This is a genomic window from Modestobacter sp. VKM Ac-2979 (genome assembly GCF_026967995.1).
In the GTDB taxonomy this organism is placed as follows: Bacteria; Actinomycetota; Actinomycetes; order Mycobacteriales; family Geodermatophilaceae; genus Modestobacter.
In genome coordinates this window covers 113486-138094 of the sequence record NZ_JAPVBO010000006.1, presented here as the reverse complement: position 1 = coordinate 138094, position 24609 = coordinate 113486, and the positions used below count along the sequence as shown (strand labels likewise).

General features: G+C 73.9%; 24 protein-coding genes. 12 read left to right on the top strand and 12 right to left on the bottom strand.

Annotation, left to right across the window (positions count from 1 at the left end):
• The first annotated feature begins 99 nt into the window (after positions 1 to 99).
• Both O2W15_RS17965 and O2W15_RS17960 read left to right on the top strand, forming a co-directional pair.
• Positions 100 to 1236: an EAL domain-containing protein gene (locus tag O2W15_RS17965; protein WP_269180366.1), complete on the top strand. Its 1137-nt coding sequence runs from the start codon at positions 100 to 102 to the stop codon at positions 1234 to 1236.
• A gap of 89 nt (positions 1237 to 1325) precedes the next feature.
• Positions 1326 to 1499, top strand: a complete 174-nt coding sequence (locus O2W15_RS17960) for a DUF1059 domain-containing protein (protein ID WP_269180365.1) — start codon at positions 1326 to 1328, stop codon at positions 1497 to 1499.
• Between the two features lie 43 nt (positions 1500 to 1542).
• On the opposite strand, the gene O2W15_RS17955 is transcribed toward O2W15_RS17960, so the two are convergent.
• Positions 1543 to 2466, bottom strand: coding sequence for an aldo/keto reductase (locus O2W15_RS17955; RefSeq protein WP_269180364.1), 924 nt, complete (start codon positions 2464 to 2466; stop codon positions 1543 to 1545).
• 347 nt (positions 2467 to 2813) lie between these two features.
• Here O2W15_RS17955 and O2W15_RS17950 point away from each other — a divergent pair, with 347 nt between their 5' ends.
• The 3 genes from O2W15_RS17950 to O2W15_RS17940 all read left to right on the top strand — a co-directional run bounded on the left by O2W15_RS17950 (position 2814) and on the right by O2W15_RS17940 (position 5487).
• Entirely contained in the window at positions 2814 to 3101 is a 288-nt protein-coding gene (locus O2W15_RS17950; RefSeq protein WP_269161111.1) for an HU family DNA-binding protein, read from the top strand.
• Positions 3102 to 3233: 132 nt separating this feature from the next.
• On the top strand, positions 3234 to 4481 hold the full coding sequence (locus O2W15_RS17945) for a serine hydrolase domain-containing protein (RefSeq protein ID WP_269161110.1): 1248 nt from the start codon (positions 3234 to 3236) through the stop codon (positions 4479 to 4481).
• A 52-nt stretch (positions 4482 to 4533) separates the two neighbouring features.
• On the top strand, positions 4534 to 5487 hold the full coding sequence (locus O2W15_RS17940; RefSeq protein WP_269180363.1) for an acetamidase/formamidase family protein: 954 nt from the start codon (positions 4534 to 4536) through the stop codon (positions 5485 to 5487).
• Between the two features lie 60 nt (positions 5488 to 5547).
• Here O2W15_RS17940 and O2W15_RS17935 read toward each other — a convergent pair whose 3' ends face one another.
• The 3 genes from O2W15_RS17935 to glsA all read right to left on the bottom strand — a co-directional run bounded on the left by O2W15_RS17935 (position 5548) and on the right by glsA (position 7710).
• The gene (locus O2W15_RS17935) at positions 5548 to 6087 is read right to left on the bottom strand and encodes a DinB family protein (protein ID WP_269180362.1); all 540 of its coding nucleotides are present in this window, start codon (positions 6085 to 6087) and stop codon (positions 5548 to 5550) included.
• A gap of 118 nt (positions 6088 to 6205) precedes the next feature.
• Complete coding sequence (locus O2W15_RS17930; protein ID WP_269180361.1) at positions 6206 to 6751, bottom strand: DinB family protein; 546 nt, start codon at positions 6749 to 6751, stop codon at positions 6206 to 6208.
• Positions 6752 to 6777: 26 nt separating this feature from the next.
• Positions 6778 to 7710: a glutaminase A gene (gene glsA / locus O2W15_RS17925; protein WP_269161106.1), complete on the bottom strand. Its 933-nt coding sequence runs from the start codon at positions 7708 to 7710 to the stop codon at positions 6778 to 6780.
• Positions 7711 to 7758: 48 nt separating this feature from the next.
• On the opposite strand from glsA, the gene folP reads away from it, so the two are divergent.
• The 4 genes from folP (at position 7759) to O2W15_RS17905 (ending at position 11853) form a co-directional block, all read left to right on the top strand.
• Positions 7759 to 8619, top strand: a complete 861-nt coding sequence (gene folP / locus O2W15_RS17920) for a dihydropteroate synthase (protein ID WP_269180360.1) — start codon at positions 7759 to 7761, stop codon at positions 8617 to 8619.
• 37 nt (positions 8620 to 8656) lie between these two features.
• Positions 8657 to 9082 (top strand): PaaI family thioesterase, encoded by a 426-nt coding sequence (locus O2W15_RS17915; protein ID WP_269161104.1) that lies wholly within the window; start codon positions 8657 to 8659, stop codon positions 9080 to 9082.
• A gap of 92 nt (positions 9083 to 9174) precedes the next feature.
• The gene (locus tag O2W15_RS17910; RefSeq protein WP_269161103.1) at positions 9175 to 10770 is read left to right on the top strand and encodes a 4-coumarate--CoA ligase family protein; all 1596 of its coding nucleotides are present in this window, start codon (positions 9175 to 9177) and stop codon (positions 10768 to 10770) included.
• A gap of 90 nt (positions 10771 to 10860) precedes the next feature.
• A complete protein-coding gene (locus tag O2W15_RS17905; RefSeq protein WP_269180359.1) occupies positions 10861 to 11853 on the top strand; it encodes an NAD(P)H-quinone oxidoreductase in 993 nt (330 codons plus the stop codon).
• Between the two features lie 3 nt (positions 11854 to 11856).
• Here O2W15_RS17905 and O2W15_RS17900 read toward each other — a convergent pair whose 3' ends face one another.
• Complete coding sequence (locus O2W15_RS17900; protein ID WP_269180358.1) at positions 11857 to 13074, bottom strand: cysteine desulfurase-like protein; 1218 nt, start codon at positions 13072 to 13074, stop codon at positions 11857 to 11859.
• A gap of 88 nt (positions 13075 to 13162) precedes the next feature.
• Here O2W15_RS17900 and O2W15_RS17895 point away from each other — a divergent pair, with 88 nt between their 5' ends.
• Entirely contained in the window at positions 13163 to 13693 is a 531-nt protein-coding gene (locus tag O2W15_RS17895; RefSeq protein WP_269180357.1) for a bacterial proteasome activator family protein, read from the top strand.
• Between the two features lie 6 nt (positions 13694 to 13699).
• On the opposite strand, the gene O2W15_RS17890 is transcribed toward O2W15_RS17895, so the two are convergent.
• From O2W15_RS17890 to O2W15_RS17870, 5 genes are read right to left on the bottom strand one after another with little or no spacing between them, the layout of a single operon-like run.
• Positions 13700 to 14062, bottom strand: coding sequence for a glycerol dehydratase reactivase beta/small subunit family protein (locus O2W15_RS17890; RefSeq protein WP_269180356.1), 363 nt, complete (start codon positions 14060 to 14062; stop codon positions 13700 to 13702).
• Positions 14047 to 15933, bottom strand: a complete 1887-nt coding sequence (locus tag O2W15_RS17885) for a diol dehydratase reactivase subunit alpha (RefSeq protein WP_269180355.1) — start codon at positions 15931 to 15933, stop codon at positions 14047 to 14049. The genes O2W15_RS17890 and O2W15_RS17885 overlap by 16 nt, the downstream gene beginning before the upstream one ends.
• Position 15934: 1 nt before the next feature.
• Positions 15935 to 16519, bottom strand: coding sequence for a propanediol/glycerol family dehydratase medium subunit (locus tag O2W15_RS17880; RefSeq protein WP_269180354.1), 585 nt, complete (start codon positions 16517 to 16519; stop codon positions 15935 to 15937).
• A gap of 2 nt (positions 16520 to 16521) precedes the next feature.
• The gene (locus O2W15_RS17875; protein WP_269180353.1) at positions 16522 to 18234 is read right to left on the bottom strand and encodes a propanediol/glycerol family dehydratase large subunit; all 1713 of its coding nucleotides are present in this window, start codon (positions 18232 to 18234) and stop codon (positions 16522 to 16524) included.
• 12 nt (positions 18235 to 18246) lie between these two features.
• Positions 18247 to 18696 (bottom strand): diol dehydratase small subunit, encoded by a 450-nt coding sequence (locus O2W15_RS17870; RefSeq protein WP_269180352.1) that lies wholly within the window; start codon positions 18694 to 18696, stop codon positions 18247 to 18249.
• Positions 18697 to 18822: 126 nt separating this feature from the next.
• Between O2W15_RS17870 and O2W15_RS17865 the strand changes: the two genes are divergently transcribed.
• Positions 18823 to 19227 carry a GlcG/HbpS family heme-binding protein gene (locus tag O2W15_RS17865; RefSeq protein WP_269180351.1) on the top strand — a complete coding sequence of 135 codons (405 nt, stop codon included), beginning with the start codon at positions 18823 to 18825 and terminating at the stop codon, positions 19225 to 19227.
• Between the two features lie 168 nt (positions 19228 to 19395).
• Complete coding sequence (locus O2W15_RS17860; protein WP_269180350.1) at positions 19396 to 20895, top strand: GAF domain-containing protein; 1500 nt, start codon at positions 19396 to 19398, stop codon at positions 20893 to 20895.
• Positions 20896 to 20913: 18 nt separating this feature from the next.
• Here O2W15_RS17860 and O2W15_RS17855 read toward each other — a convergent pair whose 3' ends face one another.
• Both O2W15_RS17855 and O2W15_RS17850 read right to left on the bottom strand, forming a co-directional pair.
• Entirely contained in the window at positions 20914 to 22434 is a 1521-nt protein-coding gene (locus O2W15_RS17855; RefSeq protein ID WP_269180349.1) for a chemotaxis protein CheW, read from the bottom strand.
• Positions 22435 to 22457: 23 nt separating this feature from the next.
• Positions 22458 to 24548 (bottom strand): methyl-accepting chemotaxis protein, encoded by a 2091-nt coding sequence (locus tag O2W15_RS17850; protein ID WP_269180348.1) that lies wholly within the window; start codon positions 24546 to 24548, stop codon positions 22458 to 22460.
• Positions 24549 to 24609: the final 61 nt, after the last annotated feature.

The window sequence follows — 24609 nt, the reverse complement described above, 5'->3', positions numbered from 1 at the left end:
GCCGCCGACACGCCCGACTCGGAGCGGGCTGCCCCATGCTGGCACGTCCGGCCCACCGAGCCCGGCACCGACGGCCGTCGCGGTGTCCGCTGCCGGATCGTGGGCGGCCTCAAGCAGCTGGGCGGTGCGGCCGATCCAGAAGGGGTGACGTCGACCCTCCCGGACCACTGGGACTGCCGCCCGCTGCTCGCGGGTGAGGAGGACCTGACCGTCGTCTTCCAGCCGATCGTCGACCTGGCCTCGGCCGAGGTCGCCGGCTACGAGGCGCTCGCGCGGTTCCCCGGCACCGCCTCCCCCGACGTGTGGTTCGCCGCCGCCGCCGAGGCCGGCCTGGGCGCCGAACTGGAGGCGCTCGCCCTGCGGAAGGCCCTGGCCGCCCTGCCGGACCTGCCGCCCAACACCTTCCTGACCGTCAACGTCAGCCCGCACCTGCTGGGCACCGCGCCGGTCGCCGCCGCCCTCGCCCAGCCGGCCACGCTGCGCCGGGTGGTCGTCGAGCTGACCGAGCACATGCCCACCCCGGACCTGGCGGCGCTGCGGGAGCAGACCGCCGCGCTGCGGGGCCGCGGCGCGCTCATCGCCATCGACGACGCCGGCTCCGGCTACGCCGGGCTCCAGCAGCTCGCCGAGGTCCGGCCGCAGCTGGTCAAGCTGGACCGGGCCCTCGTCTCCGGCGCCGACACCGACCCGGTGAAGGCCGCGCTCGCCGAGATGGTGGGCACCTTCGCCAGCCGGATCGACGCCTGGCTGCTCGCCGAGGGCGTGGAGACCGCAGGTGAGCTCGCCGTCTTCGCCCGGCTCGGCGTCCCGCTGGCCCAGGGGTGGCTGTTCGGCCGCCCCACCCCGCACTTCGCCCCGCTCACCCCCGAGGTCACCCAGCTGGTGCGCAGCCAGGTGGCCCGCGCCCAGCTGGCCGAGAGCGTCGCCAGCCTGCTGCGCCCGATCCGCCAGCGGGAGGCCTGCGACTCCGACGACGGCCCGCCGCCCTACGTCGTACTGGACCGCACCGACGTGCCCACCGAGCTGGTGCTCGCCGACCCGCGGACCGGTGCGCCGTACCGGGCGCCGGTGTCGCTGCGCGTGCACCCGTCGGCCGGGGTCACCGAGACCCTGCACCGCGCGCTCACCCGCCCGCCCGTGCACCGGTTCGACCCGGTGCTGTGCACCGACCGCAACGGCGCCGTCCTCGGCCTGCTGCGGGTCGAGGACCTGGCGGCGGCGGCCGCCACCTGCTGAGCCCCCGGGGCCCTGCCCCAGCCCCGGCGCACTGCCCCGACCGTCGTCCGGCGGCCGGGTCCCCCCACCACCTGCGCACCGGAGCCCACATGAAGGCCTTCGCCTGCGGGGACGTCGTCCCCGGCTGCACCATGACGTTCACCGGCCCGAACGAGGACGCCGTCCTCGGTCAGGTCGCCGCGCACGCCACCGCCGACCACGGGCTGGGCAGTGTGCCGCCCGAGCTCGTCGAGCAGGTCCGCGCCCACATCGTCGCCGTCTAGAGGCAGCTCCCCCGGCCCCTGGACCGGGGCCGGGGAGCCGACCTCATGCGCTGGCGTCGGTGAGGCGCTGCCGCTCCTCGTCGGTGAGCACCAGGTCGAGCATCGGCAGCAGGTCGGCCAGCTGCTCGACCGAGCGGCCGCTGGCGATCGGCGCGGTGACCGCCGGGGAGTCGGCCAGCCAGCGCAGCGCCACCGCGGCACCGGTCACCGCGTGCGCATCGGCGACCTCGGCCAGCGCGGCCAGCACCCGGTCGCCCTTCTCCCCCACGTACTTCGCGGCGCCCTTGGCCCGCGGCGAGTCGATGGTCTCCCCCGCCCGGTACTTGCCGGTCAGGAAGCCGCGGGCCAACCCGAAGTAGGGCATCGACCCCAGCCCGCGCTCGGTCACCACGCCGGCCAGCTCGGCCTCGTAGACCTCACGCTCCATCAGGTTGTAGTGCGGCTGCAGCGCGACGTAGCCGGTGACGCCGAGCTGCTTGGCGGTGTCCAGTGCCTCGGTCAGCCGCTTCGCCGAGTAGTTCGACGCCGCCGCGTACCGGACCTTGCCGGCCTGCACCAGCTCGTCGAAGGCGGTGAGCGTCTCCTCCAGCGGCGTCGTCTCGTCGTCGTAGTGCGCGTAGTACAGGTCGATGCTGTCGACCTGCAGGTTGCGCAGCGAACGCTCCGCCGCGGCCCGGATCTCCGGGGCCGAGAGCGGGTGCTCCTTCTCCCCCGGCGAGGCCTTGGTGGCCACGACCAGCCGGTCGCGCACCCCGCGCTCGGCCATCCAGTTGCCGAGGATCGTCTCGGAGACGCCGTTGCCGTACATCTCGGCGGTGTCGACGAACGGCGACTGGGTGCTGGGGACGGCGTCGAGGAAGCGGTCGAGCAGGGCGAAGGACGTCGGCTCGTCGGCCGTCCAGCCGAACACGTTGCCACCCAGGCAGAGGTCGCTGACGGTCAGATCGGTCCCGGGGAGCTGAGGCATGGCTCCAACGCTAGGACGACCGTGGGCGGGTCGCGCGCCGGGCGGGAGGGCCACGGAACGTGACGGTTGTGACCAACGAGCAGGAAATCCCCGGAAATCCGGGGTCACCGCTCGCCAACACCCAGGTCGGCATGGCAACGTGCCCGCCGTTCCTGGTCGACGACGGGGTCGGCCAGATCCGCCCACCGGACCCCCGCTGCACACCTGGTGTCCAGCGAGTTGGCACGGTGGAGACTCGGAGGTCCACCAGGACGACCGGGGAACGCACCCGGTCGACCAGGCGTGACACCACGTCTGCGCCCACCCCGCACCGGGGTGGGCTGCTCCACCCACGCGAGAGGAACACCATGAACAAGGCCGAACTCGTCTCCGCCATCTCCAAGCGCGCCGACGTCCCGGCGTCCACCGTCGACTCGGTCCTCAACGGGCTCCAGGAGGAGCTCGTCGAGGCCATCACCCGGGGCGACAAGGTCGCCGTCCCCGGCCTGCTGACCGTCGAGCGCTCGCAGCGTTCGGCGCGCACCGGCCGCAACCCGCAGACCGGCGAGTCGATCGAGATCGCCGCTGCGCACACCGCCAAGGTGACCGCCGGCTCCAACCTCAAGAAGGCTGCTGCCGCCGTCCCGGTGCAGTGAGCTGAGGCCCCGTCCCGGGGCCGCACCGAGCACCACCCGACGCCCCCGTCGCGCTCCTGGCACCCCGTGCCAGGATGCCCGGCGGGGGCGTCGCTCATCGGGGAGCGGTGCCCGCGACGAGCGGAGTGCCGCGTGACGGCTGTGCAGACCGACCTGTCCGTGACCACCGACCCGGCCGAGGTCGGGCTGGACGCCGGCCGGCTGCAGCGGCTGGACCGCCGGCTGGCCCGCTACGTGGACGAGGGCCGGCTGCCCGGGTTCCTGGTCACCGTCGCCCGGCACGGCCGGCTGGTGCACGTCGGCCGGCACGGGCAGCGCGACGTCGAGGCCGGCCTGCCGGTCACCGACGACACCCGCTGGCGCATCTACTCGATGACGAAGCCGGTCACCTCGGTCGCAGCGATGTCGCTGTACGAGGAGGGCGCCTTCGAGCTCACCGACCCGATCAGCCGCTGGCTGCCCGAGTTCGCCGACACCCGGGTCTGGACCGCCGGCCCGGCGCAGAAGCCGGTGACCGTGCCGCTGCTGGAGCCGATCCGGGTCTGGCACCTGCTGACGCACACCTCCGGGCTGACCTACGGCTTCCACCACGCCCACCCGGTCGACGGGCTGTACCGGCTGCGCGGGCACGAGTGGGGCACCCCGCCCGGCGCCGACTCGGCCGAGGTGGTGCGCCAGTTCGCGGAGATGCCGGTGCTGTTCCAGCCGGGCACCGAGTGGAACTACGGCGTCTCCACCGACGTGCTCGGCCGGCTGGTCGAGGTGATCGCCGGCAAGCCGCTGGACGAGGTCTTCGCCGAGCGGGTGTTCGGGCCGCTGGGCATGACCGAGACCTCCTTCGGGCTGCGCCCCGAGGACGACGTCGACTCCCTCGCCCAGCTCTACGGCCCCGGGGTGACGCTGCTGCCGGCCCCGTTCGCCCAGGCGGCGCTGCGCAAGCCCACCTTCCTCGCCGGCGGCGCCGGGCTGGTCTCCACGGCGGGTGACTACCTGAGGTTCGTCGAGATGCTGCGCCGCGGGGGTTCGGTCAGTGACGACCCGGACGCCGGCCGGGTGCTGGGCCCGCGCACCGTGGCGCACATGGTGCGCAACCACCTCCCCGGCGGGCTGGACCTGGAGACCGCCGGCCGGCCGCTGTACGCCGAGACCCCACTGCGCGGCGTCGGCTTCGGGCTCGGGTTCTCCATGGTGCTGGACCCGGTGCGCTACGGCGGGGTGTCCAGCGTGGGCACGTACAGCTGGGGCGGGGCGGCGTCCACGGAGTTCTACGTCGACCCGGTGGAGGACCTGACGGTCACCTTCTACACGCAGCTGCTCCCCTCGAGCACCCTGCCGGTGCGCAACCACCTCCGCCCCCTGGTGCAGCAGGCGTTGGTCTGAAGAAGGACCCCGCGACAGAAATGGCCATTTCTGTCGCGGGCAGGATGAGGGCATGGAGCCTGGTCACGTCCTGTTGCCCGACGAGCGCACGCTGCACGGGTACTGGGACCCGTCGCTCCCGCCTGCCCTGACCGTCGAGCCGGGGACGACGGTGCGCATCGGGACGCTGGACTCCGGCTGGTCGACCGGTCCGTACACCGGCGCCGACACCGCGGCCGACCTGGCCGAACGGCCCCGGCACCCGTCGTACGACCCGGCGGCCGGGCACGCGCTCACCGGCCCGGTCTGCGTCCAGGGCGCCCAGCCGGGGCAGGTGCTCGCCGTCCGCATCGACGACGTCGTCCCGGGGGCCTTCGGGACGACGTACTGCGGGCTGCGGTCCACCGCGCTGAACGAGCGACTCGGGGTGACGGCGGCGCCCGTCGTCCACCGCTGGACGCTGGACGGCACCGCCGGGATCGGGCGCAACCAGGCCGGGCACTCGGTCGCGCTGCGGCCGTTCCTGGGCGTGATGGGCGTGCCGCCGGCCGAGCCCGGTCAGCACTCGACCATCCCGCCGTACTGGCACGGCGGGAACATCGACTGCCGCGAACTGGTCGCCGGCTCGACGCTCTACCTGCCGGTGACCGTGCCCGGCGGGCTGCTGTCGGTCGGCGACGGGCACGCCGCGCAGGGGGACGGCGAGGTGGCCGGGACGGCGATCGAGTGCCCGATGGACGCCGTCGACCTGACCCTGGACGTGCTGCCGGACCTCTTCGGCGCCCCGGTCACCACGCCGGTCGCCCGCACCCCCGCCGGCTGGGTGACGATGGGCGTGGCCGAAGACCTGGACGAGGCGATGGCGATCGCGCTGGACGCGATGCTCGACGTCCTGGCCGCGCTGCACGGCATCGGCCGCTCCGACGCGCTCGCCCTGGCCAGCGTGGTGGTCGACCTGCGGGTCACCCAGGTGGTCAACCAGGTCGTCGGCGTCCACGCCGTCCTCCCCTGGGGCGCCATCCGCTGACCCGAGGGGCCAAAATCGCGACTTTGGTCCCCCACCAAAATGGCCATTTTGGTGGTCGGGTCAGTCGCCGGTGGCGCCGTCGATGCGTTCGCGGAGCAGGTCGGCGTGGCCGTTGTGCCGGGCGTACTCCTCGATCATGTGCAGGTACACCCAGCGCAACGACACCCGCTCGCCGTACCGGAGCCCGGCGGCGACGTCGTCCAGCGAGGTGTGCTCGGCGGCGATCGCGCGGCTGGCCTCGACCTCGGCGGTGAAGGCGGCCAGCTCGGCCGGGACGGCGGTGGTCGGGTCGTCGCCGTCGGCCCCGACCCCGTCGAACTCCGCGTCGTCCTCGTCGGCCCAGTAGACCGTCGGCGCCTCGCGACCGGCGACCACCCGGGTGAACCAGTACCGCTCGACGTCGGTCATGTGCCGGAGCAGCCCGCGCAGGCTGAGACGCGAGGGCGGCACCGACCGCTCACCCAGCTGCTCCGGTGTCAGGCCGGCGCACTTCGTCAGCAGCGTCGCCCGGTGGAAGTCCAGCCAGGCCTCCACCGCAGCACGCTCGCCGTCGGTGAACGGCGGGTCGACCCGGGTGGGCGCAGGTGGGGACGCGGTCACCCGACCAGTCTGCCGGGCCGACCGTCCCCCGAAACGCCATCGCCGCGAACCGGGGGGCCAAAAACGCGACTCCGGCCCCCCGGAACCACCACAATGGCCATTTTGGTGGTGGGCGGGGTCAGTCGCCGGTGGCGCCGTCGATGCGTTCGCGGAGCAGGTCGGCGTGGCCGTTGTGCCGGGCGTACTCCTCGATCATGTGCAGGTACACCCAGCGCAGCGAGACCTGCTCCCGGCTCCGGCTGGTGCGGCCCCGGCCCAGGTCGTCCAGCGACCCGAACCCGTCGGCGATCTCCCGGCTGACCTGGCACTCCTCGGCGAACCGGGCGAACTCCCCGGCCACCGTGTCCGGCTCGTCGGCGTCCCGGCCCACGCCGTCGAAGTCCCCGTCCGGGTCGTCGGGCGTGCAGTACTGGTCCGGGGCGTCCTGGCCGGCCAGCACCCGGCGGAACCAGCCCCGCTCGACCTCGGTCATGTGCCGGACCAGCCCGCGCAGGCTGAGCGACGACGGCGGTACCGACCGCTCGCCCAGCTGCTCGGGGGTGAGACCGGCGCACTTGGTCAGCAGCGTGCCCCGCTGGTACTCCAGCCAGGCCCGCACGGCGGCCCGTTCGCCATCGAGGTAGGGCGGTTCCACGCGCTCGGGTGCGTCCACGAAGTCGTCCATGACCGCAGATCATGGCGGGCCGGGCGTTACAGCAGGGACAACCCCAACCGTTCGCTGAGCAGGTGTAGCGCGGCCCGGCCGGCCCGGGAGTTCCCGGCGGCGTCCAGGGGCGGGGACCAGGCGCAGACGCCGAACCGGTTGGGCACGTCGCCCATCACCGCGCCACCCACCCCGCTCTTGCACGGGAAGCCCACGTCGTAGGCGAACTGCCCGGCCGCGTCATAGGTGCCACAGGTCAGCATCACCGCGCTGACCCGCCGGGCGAGGGGCTCGGTCAGCACCCGGTCACCGGTCCGTGGGTCCACCCCGTCGTGTGCCAGGAACCGGGCGGCCCGTGCCAGCTGCCGGGTGGTCACGGTCAGCGCACACATCTGCGCGAAGGCGTCCACCACCTCGGCCACCGGGTGGTGGAAGTTGTCGAACGACCTCATCAGGTGGCCCATCGCCGTGTTCATGGCGGCGCTGGCACGTTCCTCCTCGAGCACCTCGGGGTCGATCTCGAGCCGCTCGCCGACCAGGTCGGACAGCAGGTCGGTGACCGCGTCCACCGCTGCCTCGGCCGACCCGGTGGCGCCCACCAGTACGTCGCAGACGACGACCGCGCCTGCGTTGATGAACGGGTTGCGGGGCAGGCCGCGCTCGCGTTCGAGCTGGACCAGGGAGTCGAACGGGTCGCCCGAGGGCTCTCGGCCGACCCGCTGGAAGACGTCCTCGCCGACGCAGCGGAGCGCCGCGGTGAGTGCGAACACCTTGACCACGCTCTGCACCGGGAAGCCGACGTCGGCGTCGCCGGCGACGTGCTCGGTGCCGTCGAGCTCGCACATCGCCAGCGCGAACCGCTCGGGCCCGGCCCCGGGTGAGGCGACCTCGTCGTCCTCGGCCAGCGGCCGGGCCTCGGCGGCCACCTGGTCGAGGACGTCGGTGAGGTCGTCGGGCACGTCATCGGGGGTCGTGGACACCCCCGGACGGTGTCACGGCGCGCCCGACCGGGCTGGTTGAGTGGGTCCGTGCTGCGCATCGGTCCCCTGGACGTCCCGGACGGCGGGCTGGTCGTGATGGCGATCGTCAACCGCACCCCGGACTCGTTCTACGACGGCGGCGCGACCTTCGCGCTGGGGGCCGCGCTGGCCCGGGTGGAGCGGGTGGTGGCCGAGGGCGCGGACATGGTGGACGTCGGCGGGGTGAAGGCGGCGCCGGGCGCGGAGGTGGACCCGGCCGAGGAGATCCGCCGCACCGTCGACCTGGTCGCGGCGATCCGCGCGGCACACCCGCAGCTGCCCATCTCCATCGACACCTGGCGGGCCGAGGTCGGCCGGGAGGCGTTGGCCGCCGGCGCCGACGTGGTCAACGACGCGTGGGGCGGGGTCGACCCGGAGCTGGCACACGTCGCCGCCGAGGCCGGTGCCGGGATCGTCTGCACCCACGCCGGCGGCCTCCCGCCCCGCACCCGGCCGCACCGGGTGACCTACGACGACGTCGTCGCCGACATCGTGCGGCGGACGACGGCGCTCGCCGAGGCCGCGGTGGCCGCGGGCGTGGACCGCGAGCGGGTGCTCATCGACCCCGGGCACGACTTCGGCAAGAACACCCGGCACTCGCTGGAGGCGACCCGGCGGCTGGACGAGCTGGTCGCGACCGGCTGGCCGGTGCTGGTGGCGCTGTCGAACAAGGACTTCGTCGGAGAGACCCTCGACCTGCCGGTGGACCAGCGGCTGACCGGCACCCTGGCGGCGACCGCGGTCAGCGCGTGGCTGGGGGCCCGGGTGTTCCGGGTGCACGACGTCGCCGCGACCCGGCAGACGCTGGACATGGTGGCCTCCATCCGCGGCGACCGGCCGCCGGCCCGCACCACCCGCGGCCTGGCCTGAGGAAGGACCCCGGAGGTGCGGGGATAGGTTGCCCGGCATGGCCGCCACCGGGTTCCACACCGCCGACGAGCTCAACGACCTGCTGCCGGGCACCTTCCCGGGGCTGCTCGGCATCGTCGTCGACACCCACGAGCCGGGCCGGCTCACCGCCCACCTGGACGTCCGGTCCGAGCTGCTGGCGCCCAACGGCTACCTGCACGCCGGCACCGTGGTCACCCTCGCGGACACCAGCTGCGGCCTGCCCACCCGGGCCCTGCTGCCCGAGGGGTCCAGCGGCTTCACCACCATCGAGCTGAAGAGCAACCACCTGAGCACCGCCCGGGAGGGCCGCATCTCCGTCGTCGCCACCAACGTGCACGCCGGCCGGACGACGCAGGTCTGGGACGCCGTGGTCACCGCCGAGGCCACCGGGAAGACGCTCGCGCTGTTCCGCTGCACGCAGTCCGTCCTCTGGCCCCGCTGAACCGCGGAGCTACCGGCGGGTAGCCCCGGCTGTGGCGCGCGACACGCCGAATGTGAGACTGGCGTCACCGCACCTGAGTCGAGGAGGACCCCGTGGCGTTCGCCAGTCGCTATCCCGATGTCGAGATCCCCGAGCTGTCGGTACCGCAGTTCGTGCTGGGCGGTGCCGCGGAGCGCGCCGACCGCCCGGCGCTGATCGACGGCCTCTCCGGCGAGACGATCACCCACGGTGAGCTCGCCTTCTACGTGGAGCGGGTGGCCGCCGCGCTGCACGCCCGGGGCCTGCGCAAGGGCGACGTCGTCGCCGTCTTCAGCCCGAACACCATCTGGTACCCGGTGGTCTTCCACGGCATCGCCGCGGCCGGCTGCGTGATCAGCCCGGTCAACGCGCTGTACACGCCGGAGGAGATCGCCTTCCAGCTGAAGGACTCCGGCGCCAAGGTGCTGGTCACCGTCTCGCCGTTCCTGGACCGCGCGCTGGCCGCGGTGGAGAAGGCGCCCGTCGACGAGGTCATCGTGATGGACGGCGCCGAGGGCCACACCTCGCTGCGCGACCTGATCACCGCCGACGCCCCCGCGGTCCAGGTCGACATCGACCCGGCGAACGACCTGATCACGCTCCCGTACTCCAGCGGCACCACCGGCCTGCCCAAGGGCGTCATGCTCACCCACCGCAACCTGGTGGCCAACGTCAGCCAGTCCCGCCCGCTGGCCGGCGTCGACGAGGGCAACGAGCGGATCATCGCCGTCCTGCCGTTCTTCCACATCTACGGCCTGACCGTGCTGATGAACCAGGGCCTGCAGTGGGGCGGCGCCGTCGTCACCCTGCCCCGGTTCGACCTGGAGCAGTTCCTCCGCACCATCCAGGACCAGAAGATCACCCGGGCCTTCGTCGCCCCGCCGATCGTGCTCGCGCTGGCCAAGCACCCGATGGTCGACCAGTTCGACCTGTCCTCGCTGCGCAGCGTCACCTCCGGCGCCGCCCCGCTGGACGAGTCGCTGGCCCAGGCCGCCCAGGACCGGCTCCGCAAGGGCGCCGCCGAGGGCACCGCGGTGGGCCAGGGCTACGGCATGACCGAGCTCTCCCCGGTCTCGCACACCACCCCCGAGGCCGGGCTCGAGCCGGCCGGCGCCGGTGAGACCCCCAAGGGCACGGTCGGCTACGCGCTGCCCAACACCGAGTGCCGGCTCATCGACCCGGCCACCGGCGAGGACGCCGCCCCCGGCGAGCGCGGTGAGCTGTGGGTGCGCGGGCCGCAGGTGATGAAGGGCTACCTGAACAACCCGCAGGCCACCGCCGAGACGCTGGACGACGAGGGCTGGCTGCACACCGGTGACGTGGCGATCGTCGACGACGAGGGCCGCTACACCGTGGTCGACCGGGTCAAGGAGCTGATCAAGTACAAGGGCTACCAGGTGGCGCCGGCCGAGCTGGAGGCCGTGCTGCTGAACAACCCGCAGATCGCCGACGCCGCGGTGATCGGGGTGCTGGACAAGGAGAGCGGCGAGGAGCTGCCCAAGGCCTTCGTCGTCCGCGCCCCCGGCTCGGAGATCACCGAGGACGACATCAAGGCCTACATGGCCGAGCACGTCGCCCCGCACAAGAAGATCCGGCTGGTCGAGTTCATCGAGCAGGTGCCCAAGTCGATGGCCGGCAAGATCCTCCGCAAGGACCTCAAGAACCGCTGAGGCGGCCGGGACGGGGCCGCGAGCACGTCTGCGGCCCCGTCCCGGGCCCTGCGAGGGGTGGGAACGACCGAGTCCTCCTAGGGTCGAGGCATGCGTGCGGTGACGATCTCCTCCCCTGGCGGCCCCGAGGTGCTCGGCTGGGGTGACGTGCCCGACCCGGTCTGCGGGCCCGGTGAGGTGCTGGTCGACGTGGCCGCCACCGCGGTGAACCGCGCCGACACGCTGCAGCGCCAAGGCCACTACCCAGCCCCGCCGGGCGCCAGCGAGGTGCTCGGCCTGGAGTGCAGCGGCGTGATCAGCGAGGTCGGCGCCGACGTCACCGGCTGGTCGGTGGGCGACGAGGTGTGCGCGCTGCTGTCCGGTGGCGGGTACGCCGAGCGGGTCGCCGTCCCGGCCGGGCAGCTGCTCCCCCGGCCGGCCGGCGTCGAGCTGGCCACCGCCGCGGCGCTGCCCGAGGTCGTGTGCACCGTCTGGTCCAACGTCTTCATGCTCGCCGGGCTGCGGGCCGGCGAGGTCTTCCTGGTGCACGGCGGCTCCAGCGGCATCGGCACCATGGCGATCCAGCTGGCCGCCCGCGCCGGGGCCCGGGTGGCGACGACGGCCGGCAGCCCGGAGAAGCTGGCCTTCTGTCGCGAGCTGGGCGCGGACATCCTGGTCGACCACCGCGAGCAGGACTTCGTCGAGGTGGTGCGGGAGGCCACCGACGGGCACGGGGCGGACGTCGTCCTGGACATCATCGGCGCCAAGTACCTGGCCCGGAACCTCGACGTGCTGGCCACCGGCGGCCGGCTGGTGGGCATCGGCATGCAGGGCGGCACCAAGGCCGAGATCGACCTCGGCAAGCTGATGCGCAAGCGCGGGTCGGTGCACGCGACCACGCTGCGCTCGCGGCCGGCGACCGGGCCCGGCGGCAAGGCCGAGATCGTGGCGGCGGTGCGGCACGACGTGTGGCCCGACGTCGAGCGGGGCGTCGTCCGGCCGATCGTGGACCGGCGGCTGCCGATGTCCCGGGCCGGCGAGGCGCACGCCCTGCTGGAGTCCAGCGCCCACATCGGCAAGGTCCTGCTCGTCCCCGACGCCTGACGGCTACCGCAGGTCGGCGACGGCCTCGACGAGGCGGTCGACCTCCTCGTCGGTGTTGTAGTGCATCAGGCCCAGCCGCACGGCGCCGCCGGTCTCGTTGACCCCGATCGCGTCGAACAGCTCGCGGGAGTAGAAGTCGCCGTCCCAGGCGCAGACGCCGCTCCGGGCCAGCTCGGTGGCCGCCTGCCGGGGGCGCAACCGGTCGACGGTGAAGGACAGCGTCGGCGTGGTCCACGCCGGGTCGCCCAGCACCTGCACGTGCCCCATCGACCGCAGCGCCGCGTCCAGCCGGGTGAACAGCTGCTCCTCGTAGCGGCTCACCGCGGCCATCGAGGTGCGCAGCCGCTCCCGCCGGGTGCCGGTGGCCTCCAGGCAGAGGGCCGCCAGGTGGTCCACCGAGGCCGCGACGCCGGCGTAGAGCTCGAACGGCGGCGCGCCCGTCTCGAACCGGTCGGGCACCCGCTCCGACGCGGGCAGCAGCTTGTCCGGCCACAGCTCCTCGAGCAGCCCGGGGTGGGCGACCAGGGCGCCGACGTGCGGACCGCACCACTTGTAGGCCGACAGCAGGAGGAAGTCCGCACCCAGCTCGTCGACGTCCAGCGGGGCGTGCGGCGCGGCGTGCGCGGCGTCGACGACGACCAGCGCCCCGACCCGGTGCGCGCGCTCGGCGATCGAGGCGACGTCGGGGCGGGTGCCGATGGCGCTGCTGGCCGCGGTGACGGCGACCAGCCGGGTGCGCTCGGTGACCAGCTCGTCGTACTGCCAGTCCGGCAGCTCCCCGGTCTCGATGTCCACCTCGGCCCACCGCACGGCCAGGCCGAGCTCGTCGGCGACCGTCAGCCACGGGCGGATGTTGGCGTCGTGGTCCAGCCGGCTGACCACGAGCTCGTCGCCGCGGCGCCAGTGCTTGGCCAGCGCCCGGGCGACGGCGTAGGTCAGCGTGGTCATGTTCGGCCCCAGGACGACCCCGCCGGGTGCGCCCCCCACCAGGTCGGCCACCGCGGACCGCGCACCTGCGACCAGCTGCTCGGCCCGGGCGGAGGAGGCGAAGACGCCACCCCGGCCGGCGATCGGCACCCGCATGGCCTGGGAGACGGCGCGCACCACGCTCTCCGGCACCAGCGCGCCCCCGGGCCCGTCGGCGTGCACGAGGCCGTCGGACAGCCCCGGGAACAGGCCCCGGACGCGGGCCACGTCCAGTTGGCCCTCCCCCGACGACATGCGGGGAGCGTAGCCAGTCGGCCGCCCGCGCCGGACCGGCGCGGCCCCTCGACAGGCACCCCGACGACACCGGGGCAGGATGGGGGGCATGACAGCACCAGGCACCGGTGAGCCAGGCCGCCAGCAGGTCCTCGTCGTGGGCCCGGACGGGCAGCCGGTCGGCGGCATGCACCTGCCGGAGGGCGACGAGGGCGGCATGGCGGGGGTCGGCGACCTCGTCGAGCAGCCGGCGAAGGTCATGCGGATCGGAACGATGATCAAGCAGCTGCTCGAGGAGGTCCGGGCGGCGCCCCTGGACGACGCGAGCCGCAACCGGCTGCGCGACATCCACGCCTCCTCCATCCGCGAGCTGGAGCAGGGGCTGGCCCCCGAGCTGCGCGAGGAGCTGGAGCGGATCACGCTGCCCTTCACCGAGGGCGAGACCCCCTCGGACGCCGAGCTGCGGATCGCCCAGGCGCAGCTGGTCGGCTGGCTGGAGGGCGTCTTCCACGGCATCCAGACCGCGCTGTTCGCCCAGCAGATGGCCGCCCGGGCGCAGCTGGAGGAGATGCGCCGCAAGGCCCTCCCACCCGGTGCACCGGCCCAGGAGCAGCGCCCCGGTGGAGGCCAGTACCTCTAGTCGGGCTCAGCCCAGCGGCAGGCCCTTGACGATCCGGGCCGCCGTCCGGCCGGTCCTGCGCCAGTCCCGGGGGCCGGCGTCCGGGCCGGTCGTCGTCGCCGGACGGTGAGCGGGCAGCTTGCCGTGGTGCACCGCGACCGCCCCTGCGGCGTCGACGCCGACGCCGACCTCCAGCGGGGAGTCCCGGGCGGCCGCGTGCGCCAGCCCGACGGCGTCCTCCGGCTGATCCGGGACGTCGACGACGTCGGTCGGCACCCCCTCCTCCTCCGCGCCGGCGCAGACCTCGCGCAGCACCGCCGCCGGCGCCCCGGGGGAACGGTGGACCACCACGGCCGGCCGCTGCCGGGCGTCGGTCACCCGGCCGGGCACGGCGACGACGCAGCGGCGTGCGCCCGGACCAGCCCGGACGCGACCGCGTTGCGGGGGCCCTGGGTGCCCAGCACGTTGCCGGTCCCGCAGACGATGCCGTAGGGCGCGAGCTCGTCGGCGATCAGCTCGGGGATCTCGAAGTCCAGCGCGGAGCCGCCCAGCAGCACCACGAAGTCCAGGGCCCGCAGGTCGCCCCCCGGTGCCACCTGCCGCAGCGCCCGGACGGCGTTGACCACGAACACCCGGCTCTTCGCCGCCCGGCGCACCCGGCGGACGTGGTCCAGGCCGTGCCGGGTGTCGACGGGCACCGGGCCGTCCGGGGTGAGCACCACGACCCGGGCGAACACGTGCGGCGGGAAGGGCTGGTCGAAGAACTGGACGGTGCCGTCCTCGTGCCGCAGGTGGAAGAAGCTCTCCACCTTGGCCAGCGGGTGCCACTTCACGCCCTCGGCGACCTCCCGGTCACCCAGCGCCAGCTCGGAGTCGATCAGCTTGGTGACCAGCTCCCCGGCGCCGGCCACGTGGACGGCGGTGCACACGCCGTCCACGGTCATCAGCGCGGCGTCGGTCGACCCGCCACCCAGGTCCAGGACCGCGACCGGCCGGTCGACGCCGGGGGTGGTCAGCGCCCCACCCACGGCCATCTCCCCCTCGACGCCGCCGATCTCCGTCCGCGCCCCGAGCTCCGCGGACACCTGGTCGGCGACCAGCTGCATGCGGCTGCGGCTGGTCCGCACCATCGCCGCGAGCGCGACGGCGTTCTCCAGCGCGATCTCACCGGCCAGTCCCCCGCGCACCTCGGCCGGGACGAACGTGTCGACCGCCAGGACGTCGCGGATGGCGATCTCGGCCGCCGGCTGCGTCGATCCGTCGGCGCCGCGCAGCACGTCGGACATGGTGTCGCGGACCTGGGCGAGCATCCCGCCCACGTGGGTGCCGGGCTCCCCGTGCACGTCGTCGAGCGGCTGCAGCCGGGCGACGGTGGCCATGATCGCCTCGGCCCCGGCGTCGACGTCGATGCGGAGCTCCCGCCCCGCCCCGCGCAGCACCAGCTCGCCCACCGGGATCCGCCGGTCGGTGACGTCCCCGGACGGGGTCCGCACCACCACCGCCGACCGGTTACCGGTGAGCGCACGCGCGACCGGCGAGACCGCCCGGGTCTGGTCCGGGTCGAGGTCGAACACCGACGCCAGGCCGTAGGAGTCCGACAGGGTCCGGATGGTCCGCCCCGGTGCGGCCACCTCGACCGCGGCCAGCATGCCCAGCGGCACCTTCTCGACCGCCCGCACCTCGTCGACGACGGGCACCGCCCGGTCCAGCCGGTTGGTGACCAGCACGGCGTCGTCCCCGGCGAGGACGGCGGCCACCACCGCCACCCCACCGGCGACGGCGGCGTTGACCGCCCGCGCCACGTCGTCGAAGTCCCATCCGGCCGGCACCACACAGACCACCGGCTCGCCCGGCGGCTGCGCGGTGAGGTCGGCGATCGACACGGTGGTGCCGACGGCGAGCCCCTCGCCGCCCGGGGTCGTCGGGTTGTGCCCGATCATCGTGGACTCGGTGATGATCGTCTCGGTGATGGTCTCCATCGCCAGGCCGCTGATCACCGGGGTCGCCTCGTTGAGCAGCACGGTGTGCACCTCGTCGGGGCGCCGGCCGGCCCGGGCCAGCACCTCGCGGACCACCCGGAGCGCGCCGACGGTGTTGTCCGGCGTGCCCTTGACCCCGGTGGTCCGGGTCAGGTCGGCGCCCAGGTACGTCAGCGACCCGTCCGGGGCGAGCGCGGCCAGGCACGCCTCGGTCGTCGAGTTGCCGATGTCGACGCCGACGACCAGCCGGGCCGACGACGGGTCGTGGCCGGGCGCACCCACCTCAGCCCGCGTCGGTCAGCTCGAACACGGCCTCGACCTCCACCGGGCCCTGACCTGCCGCGATGCACTCGAACTCCTTGAGGTGCAGGAGCGCGGCCTTCGCCTGCCAGCGCGGTCTGGCCATCTGGTCGTTGCGGGTGGGCACCGGCTGGGGCGACTCGCCCTTCGCGTACTGCGCGGCGTTGGAGCCGATCATCCGGAACACCGCCGGGTCCAGCAGCGGCGACTGCGGGAACAGCTCCAGGTTGCTCAGCCGGGCGAGGTCCTTCTGGTGGATCATCGTCGTCCCGCGGGACAGGATCCCGACGGAGATGCCGGAGCCGGAGAGCTTGGCCCCGATGTGCGCGATGGCCGCCAGGTCCGCGGTGTCCCGGACCCGGACCAGCCGGACGCCCACGCCCTGCTCCTCGATGCCGGCCATCAGCTGGCGCAGCACCTCGGCGTGCGGGACGTCGACGATCGTCTTGGTGAAGTGCCCGGCGAAGGCCGGGGACACGGCGATCACCACCTCGTCGGGCCGCGTCCCGCGGGTCGCCGGGGACAGCTCGCGGAGGCTGACGGTGCGGGTGGGCGTGGAGAGCGTCATGGTCAGCCGACCTCGGTCTCGGGGTCCGTCGCCGACGTGACGTGCCGGAGCTTCTTCAGTTCCGCCCAGCGTTCGCCCTGCAGGCGGTAGCCGGTGCCGGGGCCGGCGTAGTCGTTCGGGTCGTTGATGGCCGACAGCGGGGTGAAGTCGGCGGTGAGCACCGCGGAGGTCTGCAGCAGGTCACCGGACACCCGCTGGCGCAGCACCGTCAGCAGGTTCTCGGCGACGTCGTGGAACCCGCTCGCCTCCAGCCCCTTGACGATGTCCAGGCCGGTGATGCCGCGGTCCATCACCGCCTGGGCGCCCTTGAGGTCGGCCAGCACGTCCCGGAAGGGGTAGTCGGCGGAGGAGTTGGCGTAGGTCGCCGCCTCCACCTCCTCGTCGGTGACGGCCGGCAGGTCGAGGTACGCGAACAGGGCCTGGAGGGCGCGGGCCGCCTTGCCCCGGGCCAGCAGGATCTCGTCCTCCCGCACGTGCCGCAGCCCGCCGTCGACCTGGAAGTCGCGCTGGATGGTGTTCCAGTCGTCGTAGTCCTCGGTGTCGAAGTTCGACCCGGCGAACATGTTGTCCGCGTTCGGCACCGCGGAGAATCCGGAGCAGACGAAGTCGGTGCCGGGCAGCAGCTGCGGCATCATCCGGGCGGTCCGGCGCATCGCCGAGTGCGAGAAGGACTGGTCGTTCCCGGAGGCGCACTCCAGGTCCATCATGCTGGCGACCAGGTTCTCCGCGGCCACCGCGCGCAACCCGCCCGGCACGGCACCGGGCACCCCGATGCAGCTGATCGAGCCGTTCTGCAGCCCCTGCACCCCCGCGCCCTTGGCCATCAGGATGCAGCGGATCTCCAGGTAGAGCATCGACTTGCCCTCGGCGTTGCCCATCTGCACCTCCGACCCGGTGCCGGAGGTGAAGCGCATCTTGATCCCGCGGGAGGCGTAGGCGGAGGCGAGGAACGCCTTGGACCAGGGGGTGTCGTCCCCGTCGATGAACACCGACTCGGTGCCGTAGATGGAGATCGTCTCGGCGTAGGCGGTGATGCCGCGCATGCCGAGCTCGAGCTCGGTGGCCTCCTCCAGCGCGCACTGGGTCAGCACGCCCCCGCGCCCGACCTGGGCACCCACCTGCAGCGCGATGGCCACCAGCGGTGCGTAGCGCAGCACGCCCAGCGTCGTCTCCAGCTCGGCGAAGCCGCGCAGCGCTCCCTCCGCCGCGTCGGCGGCGACCTGGACGGGGTTGTCCCGGGCGCTGGTGGAGTGCGCCTGGTTGGCCGGCGTCCGCCGGGCCCGCATCTTCTGCATCCCCTGCATGATCTCGACGACGTTCATCAGCTTGAGGACGTCGAGCACCTTCGCCGGGGTCAGGCCCCGGGTGACCGCGAGTACGTCGTCCCGGGAGGCCCGGGGGTCGATCAGCATCCGGGCGATCTCGGCGGAGGGGAGGGCGTTGGACTCCTCGGCCGAGGCCACGTCGATGGCGTGGTCGGCGATGAAGGTGTCCATGAAGTCGAAGTCGGCGCGCTGCCGGCCGTCCAGCTCGACGATGCGCCCGTCCTCGACGCGCACGCTGGGCGCCGGGTCGTACGCGCTCTCCATCGCGACGAGGCCCTTCTCGGGCCACTCCTCGACGAACCCGTCGAGGTTGACCGGCCGCGCTTCGAGGACGTCGGTGCGCAGCGAGTGCCGTGGCTCAGGCGAGCGCCGCGGTTGGGTGGTGGTCATGGACGTGTCCTCTCAGCTCTCGGACCCGGCGGCGGGCCGGGCGAGCAGGTCGCGGCGGGCGTAGACCTCGGCCGCCTCTCGGACGAGGGCCGCACAGACGGGCGCCGACCAGGTCCCCTCCAGCCGATCGGCCATCGAGGCCAGCTGATCGGCGGTGGAAGCGCGCGGGCGGAGCGCGTTGTACATCCCCAGCACCTCGGCGTCGGGGATCGCGCACATCTCCGCCGCCCGCCGGAAGTTCATCGCCAGCTGCGGGCGGTTGCTCGCGTCGGCCAGCTGGGCCTGCAGCTCCAGCGTCTCCGGGGCGATCCGCAGGTCCTCGGCCGACAGCTCCCCCGACAGCACCGCGTCCATCGTCAGCGCGGTGATCGGCTTGCCGGTCGGGGTCCGGAGCAGCTCCGGTCGGTTGACCGACAGCGGGTAGTCCCCCGTGCCCAGCCTGGTGTCCTGCGAGGTGCTCATCGGGACTTCCCTCCTCGTCCGCCAGTTCACCGAGACTGTGACACAGGACACGTTGCCTGTTCGTTGCCTCCGACGGCTCGAGGACGGGGGTGTACCGACGGCCACCTGGACTGCTTGGGTGTGACGATGACCACATCGCTCTCGCACGCCGACGCCCGCCGGGTCCTGGACGCCGGCCTCGCCCGGGCCGAGGAGATCGGCCAGCCGATGAACGTCGCCGTCGTCGACGACGGCGGCCACCTGCTCGCGTTCGGGCGGATGGACGGCGCCATCAAGGCGAGCATCGACATCTCCACCCGCAAGGCCGTCACCTCGGTGCTGATGGCCCTGCCCACGGCCGCGCTGACCGACCTGGTGCAGCCGGGCGCCGAGCTCTACGGCCTGGAGCAGACCGCCGGTGGGATGGTCGCCTTCGGCGGCGGGATCCCGCTGGAGCGGGACGGCGTGATCGTGGGTGCCGTCGGGGTGAGCGCGGGCTCGGTGGCCCAGGACGTCGACGTCGCCACCGCCGCGGCAGCGGCCCTCGGCTGAGCCGCGGCAGCGGCCCTCGGCTGAGGCGCGGCAGCGCCCTCCCGCTGAGCTGAGGCCCGGGAGCGCGGAGCGACCTCCCGCGGCTGGTTGCCCGGGGTCCGGGCGTGAGCGATGATCCGCACCGACGCCAGTGCCGGCGTCTGGGCTGCGAGGCCGCTCGGGGGTGCGATGTCGTGCGATGCAGAGCACCTGGCCGGCGAGGACGAGCACCTCGACCCCCGCGAGCGCGCCCGGGCGCTGGCTGAGACCTTCGACGCGGTGCTCGGTCAGGACACCGTCCGCCGCGCCCCCCGTCCGGTGGTCTCCGCGTCCTGGGAGCGGAGCCTCGCCGCCCGGGTCGACCCGGAGCGCCGGACCCCGCCGGTGGTCCACGCACCCGACGAGCTGGACGACCTCCGCGCTGCCCATCCGTTGAACGTGGTCATGCCCCTGCTGCGCAGCGCGCTGGCGGGCGTCGCCGACGAGGTGGCGCACCTGGTCCTGGTGACCGACGGCGCCGGCCACGTCCTGTGGCGCGACGGCGACCGGGAGCTCCTCGGGCGGGCGGACCGGGTCGGCCTCTTCCCCGGCACCGACTGGAGCGAGGGGGCCATCGGGACGAACGCGATGGGGACGGCGCTCGCCGTCGGGGCGCCGGTGCAGATCCACTCGGCGGAGCACCTGGTCCGCACGTACCACTCCTGGACGTGCGTCGCGGCGCCGGTGCACGACCCGGACACCGGGGCGGTCATCGGCGTCCTCGACGTGAGCGGCCCGCTGCAGACGGTGCACCCGGCCCTGGCGCAGCTGGTCGCGGCCACCGCACGACTCGCCGAGGACCAGTTGCGGGTCCGGCTCGCCATCGCCGACCACAACCTGCTGCTCCGGCTCTCGCTGCCCCGCCGGGACGGCGAGGCAGCGGCGTTCGTGACCCCCAGCGGCCGGGTGCTGGCCGCCGAGCCCGACGGGCGGTGGCCTGCGCGGGTCCAGCTGGACGACACCGACCAGGTGCGGCTGCCCGACGGCCGGGAGGCGCAGGTCGAGCGGCTCCCGGACGGCTGCCTGCTCCGGACCGCGGTCCGCCGCGCCCGGCCGGCACCCCGCCCGGCTGGGCACGCGCTGTCGTTGCGGTGCACCGGGGAGGGGACGCCCACGGTGGTCGTCGACGGCCGCTGGATCCCGCTGCCCCTGCGACTGGCGGAGGTCCTCCTCCTCCTCGCCCGGCACCCCGACGGCCTCACCGGGGAACAGCTCGCCCGGCTGCTGTACGGCGACCGCGGGAACCAGACGACGGTGCGCGGCGAGATCCGCCGGCTCCGTGCGGTCCTCGGCGCGGACCTGCTGCAGACCCGGCCGTACCGGTTGGTGGCCGAGGTCGCCAGCGACGTCGGGACCGCGGGTCGGGCGCTGGCGGCCCGGCACGTGGGCGCCGCCCTCAGCGCCTGCCGCGGCCCGGTCCTGCCCCGGTCGGAGGCGCCGACGATCCGGCAGCTGAGCGACGAGCTCACCGCGGGCCTGCGCCGCGCCGTGCTCGCCACCGACGATCCCGAGCTGCTCCACACGTTCAGCACGCACCCCCTGGGCGAGCACGACGGCGCGGTCCACGACCGGCTGGCCGAGCTCCTGCCGCCGGCCGACCCGCGGTCTGCCGCGGTGGCCGCCCGCCGGGCGCGACTGCTCATCGACTGACCACGGAGCCGGTCCCGCTCAGTGGACGAGGAGCTCCTCGTCCAGGGCCGGCCGGGGCGCCGGCACGGCGGACCGGCCGTGCATCGTGCGGGCCACGTGCTGCAGGTCCAGACACGGCAGCAGCCGGGTGTCGGCACCCACCTGCACGAGGGGCGAACGCCGCAGGAGGTCCGCCAGCCGGTCCGCGCCCGGCCGGCCGGGCTGGTCGGGGTCGGTCCAGGTCAGCGGGTCGATGCTGCGCAACGCGTCGACGGCGAACGCCACCGGCTCGCCGACGTCCACCACCAGCAGACAGCTGGCCGCCGTCACCTGCAGCTGGGGCAGCCCGAGCAACGTGGCCAGGCACAGCACCGGGACGGCCGCGCCGCGGTGCACCACGACGCCCAGCACACCCTGGCCGACCGACGTCCCGGTGACCTCGGCCGGGTACGGGACGATCTCGCCGACCTGCTCCAGCGGCGTCGTGACGTCGATGCCGACGGAGAAGGTCAGGTACGGCGGCGCACCGGTGGCGCTCGCCCGCCCGCTGCCGCCCGGCGAGCCGGGGTCCGCACCGGCCGCCGGGGTGTTCATCGCGGCGAGCGCCAGCACTCGCGGATCGGCCAGCAGCGCGGCGCCGTCCAGCACCAGGCAGGTCGTGCCGTCCACGTCGGCCAGGCCACGCAGCAGCTCCGGCCGGGGGACGGCGAAGGCCGGCACCGGGAGCACGGCGCCCTCGGCGAGGTCGGTGAGCGCGATCAGCGCGTCCACGGCGAGGACGACGTGACCACTGCCGGTGTCGACCACGACCCCGGCCTCAGCGGTGGCGGTGCCCAGGCTGCCCAGCCCGAGCAGGGCCAGTGGGTCGACGACGGCGACGTCCTGCCCGGCGAACCCGGTCACCCCGGGGCACAGGCTGCCGGACAGCACCGAGGGCCGCGGCGACGGGCTCGGCAGCGTGGTGTGCACCTGGGCGACGTCCAGCGCGAGCACGTGCGGGCCGCACCGCAGCAGGGTGACCGACGTCCGGTCGCCCGACGGGACCGGACCGCCGGCGCCGACCGACGAGGCCGACCGCGCCACGTCGGCCACGGTGGGCAGCCCCGGCCGGCACACGACCGCCGCCGCGTCGAGCACGCTGGTGGCCCGGCCGGTCTCCGGGTGCTGGAAGGTGTGCGAGAACAGCAGCTCCCCGGCCGCCACCCGCATCGGCAGCAGCGCGGTGTGCGGGACCCTGGCGACCCCGCACACCTCGTCGGCCAGCAGACCCAGCGACTGCCCGTCCACCGCGACGACGACCACGACCTGGCCCGGGTGCCGCGCCGCCGGGCGGCCGAGCACCAGCCGCAGGTCCACGACCGGCAGCACCGTCGTCCGCAGGTCCATGGCCCCCAGCAGGCCCACCGCATCGGCCGGCAGGCCGGCCAGCTCGGCCGGGCACGGCACGACCTCGCGCAGCACCGCCAGCGGCAGCGCGACGTCGACCCCGGCCAGCCGGATCATCCCGTAGACCTCACCGGCCGCCGCCCCGGTCGACGCGGCCGGCTGCACCCCGGTCATCGCCCAGTCCTCGCCGGGCCGGCTCAGCGGGCCGGGTCGGCGGAGGTCAACTGGGTGATCAGGGCGTCGACCTCCTGCGAGGCGGCCTGCTGCCGGCAGGTGGCCGAGGAGATGGACTTGATGACCTCGTTGGTCTGCCCGACGCTGTCGACGATCCGGGCGAACGCCGCCTCGGCCCGCTGGGAGACCGTCGACCCCTGCTCGACCCGCTCCGCCGACTCCTCGATCAGCTTGCCGATCTGCTGCGCGGCGTCGAACGACCGCTCCGCGAGACGGCGGACCTCACCGGCCACGATCGAGAAGCCCACCCCGTGCTCGCCGGCCCGGGCGGCCTCGATCGAGGCGTTGAAGGCCAGCAGGTTGGTCTGGTTGGCGATCTCCCCCATCACCCGGACGATCTCGGAGATCGAGACCGAGGAGCGCTGGATCAGCGCGATCGCCTCGAGCGAGGCCCGGAGCGCCTCGACGCCCTCCGCGGCGTCCCCGTGGGTCTTCTCGGCCAGGCCGGTCGCGGCGGCCGAACTGCGGGCGATCTCGTCGATCGAGGTGGCGAGCTTGCGGACCGAGGCCGTCATGTCCCGGGTGCCGTCGGACACCCGGCGTTCCCGCTCGACCTCGTTCGTCACGTCGTAGGCGTACTTCACCACCTTGACCGGAGCACCGGACAGGTCGAGCACCGGGTTGTAGGTGGCCTGGATGTGCACGTCGCGGCCGAACTTGCCCTTGCGGTGGAACCGGCCGGCGATGAGCTCGCCCTTGCCCAGCCGCAGCCAGAAGTCCCGGTACTCGGGGGAGACGCGGTACTCCTCGTCGCAGAAGAGGCTGTGGTGCTGACCGGTGACCTCGCGGAGCGAGTAGCCCATGGTGCGCAGGAAGTTGTCGTTGGCGGCGAGCACGTTGCCGTCGAGGTCGAACTCGATGACCGCCTGCGCGCGGTCGACGGCGTTGACCCGCGCCTCGATGTCGGCGTTGCGCAGCTTGGCGTCGGTGACGTCGCTGGCGAACTTCACGATCTTGAAGGGGCGGCCGTCGTCGTCCAGGATCGGGTTGTAGGTGGCCTGGATCCAGACCTCACCGCCGTCCTTGCCGACCCGGCGGTACTCGCCGCCGGCGTACTGACCCCGGCCCAGCAGCTCCCAGAACTGCCGGTACTCGTCGGTGGCGGTGTACTCGGGGTCGCAGAACATGCGGTGGTGCTGGCCGACGACCTCCTCGAGCCGGTACCCCATGACCTCGAGGAAGTTGGGGTTGGCGCCCAGCACCACGCCGTCCAGGCCGAACTCGATCACCGCCTGGGAGCGCTCGATGGCGGCGACCTTCCCCCGCGACTCGGCGTTGTGGGCGCGCTGTTCGGTGAGGTCGCTGGCGAACTTGACGACCTTCACCGGACGACCGGCCAGGTCGAGGATCGGGTTGTAGGTGGCCTGCAGCCACACCTCACGGCCGCCCTTGGCCACCCGCTTGTAGAGACCGGAGGTGTAGCGGCCGGTGCCCAGGTCGGCCCAGAACCTCCGGTACTCCTCGGTGGCGGCGTGCTCGGGCTGGCAGAACATGCGGTGGTGCTCGCCGACGACCTCGTCCAGCGCGTAGCCCATCGTGTCCAGGAACAGCTGGTTGGCGGAGAGCACGTGCCCGGCCAGGTCGAACTCGACGACCGCCTGCGAGCGCTCGATGGCCGCGACCTTGCCCGCGGAGTCGGCGGCGGCGAGCTTGACGGCGGTGACGTCGCTGGCGAACTTGACCACCTTCACCGGCGTCCCGGCACTGTCCAGGATGGGGTTGTAGGTGGCCTGCAGCCACACCTCGCGGCCACCCTTGGCGAGCCGGCGGTACTCCCCGCTGCTGAACGCCCCGGTCGCCAGGGCCGCCCAGAACTGCCGGTACTCCTGGGTGTCGGCGTGGGCGGGGTCGCAGAACATGCGGTGGTGCTCACCGACGACCTCGTCGAGCTCGTACCCCATGACGTCGAGGAAGTTCTGGTTCGCGGTGACCACGTGACCGGTCAGGTCGAACTCGATCACCGCCTGCGCCCGGTCCAGCGCCGCCACCAGGCTCGCGTACTCGTGCAGCTGGGCGGGGATCGGGGTGGATCCCTTGGTGGTGGCTGCGGGCATGGGGGCCTCCGGTTGCTACGTGGCGTCGTCGCCTGCGGCCGGGTGTTGGACCGGTGACGCG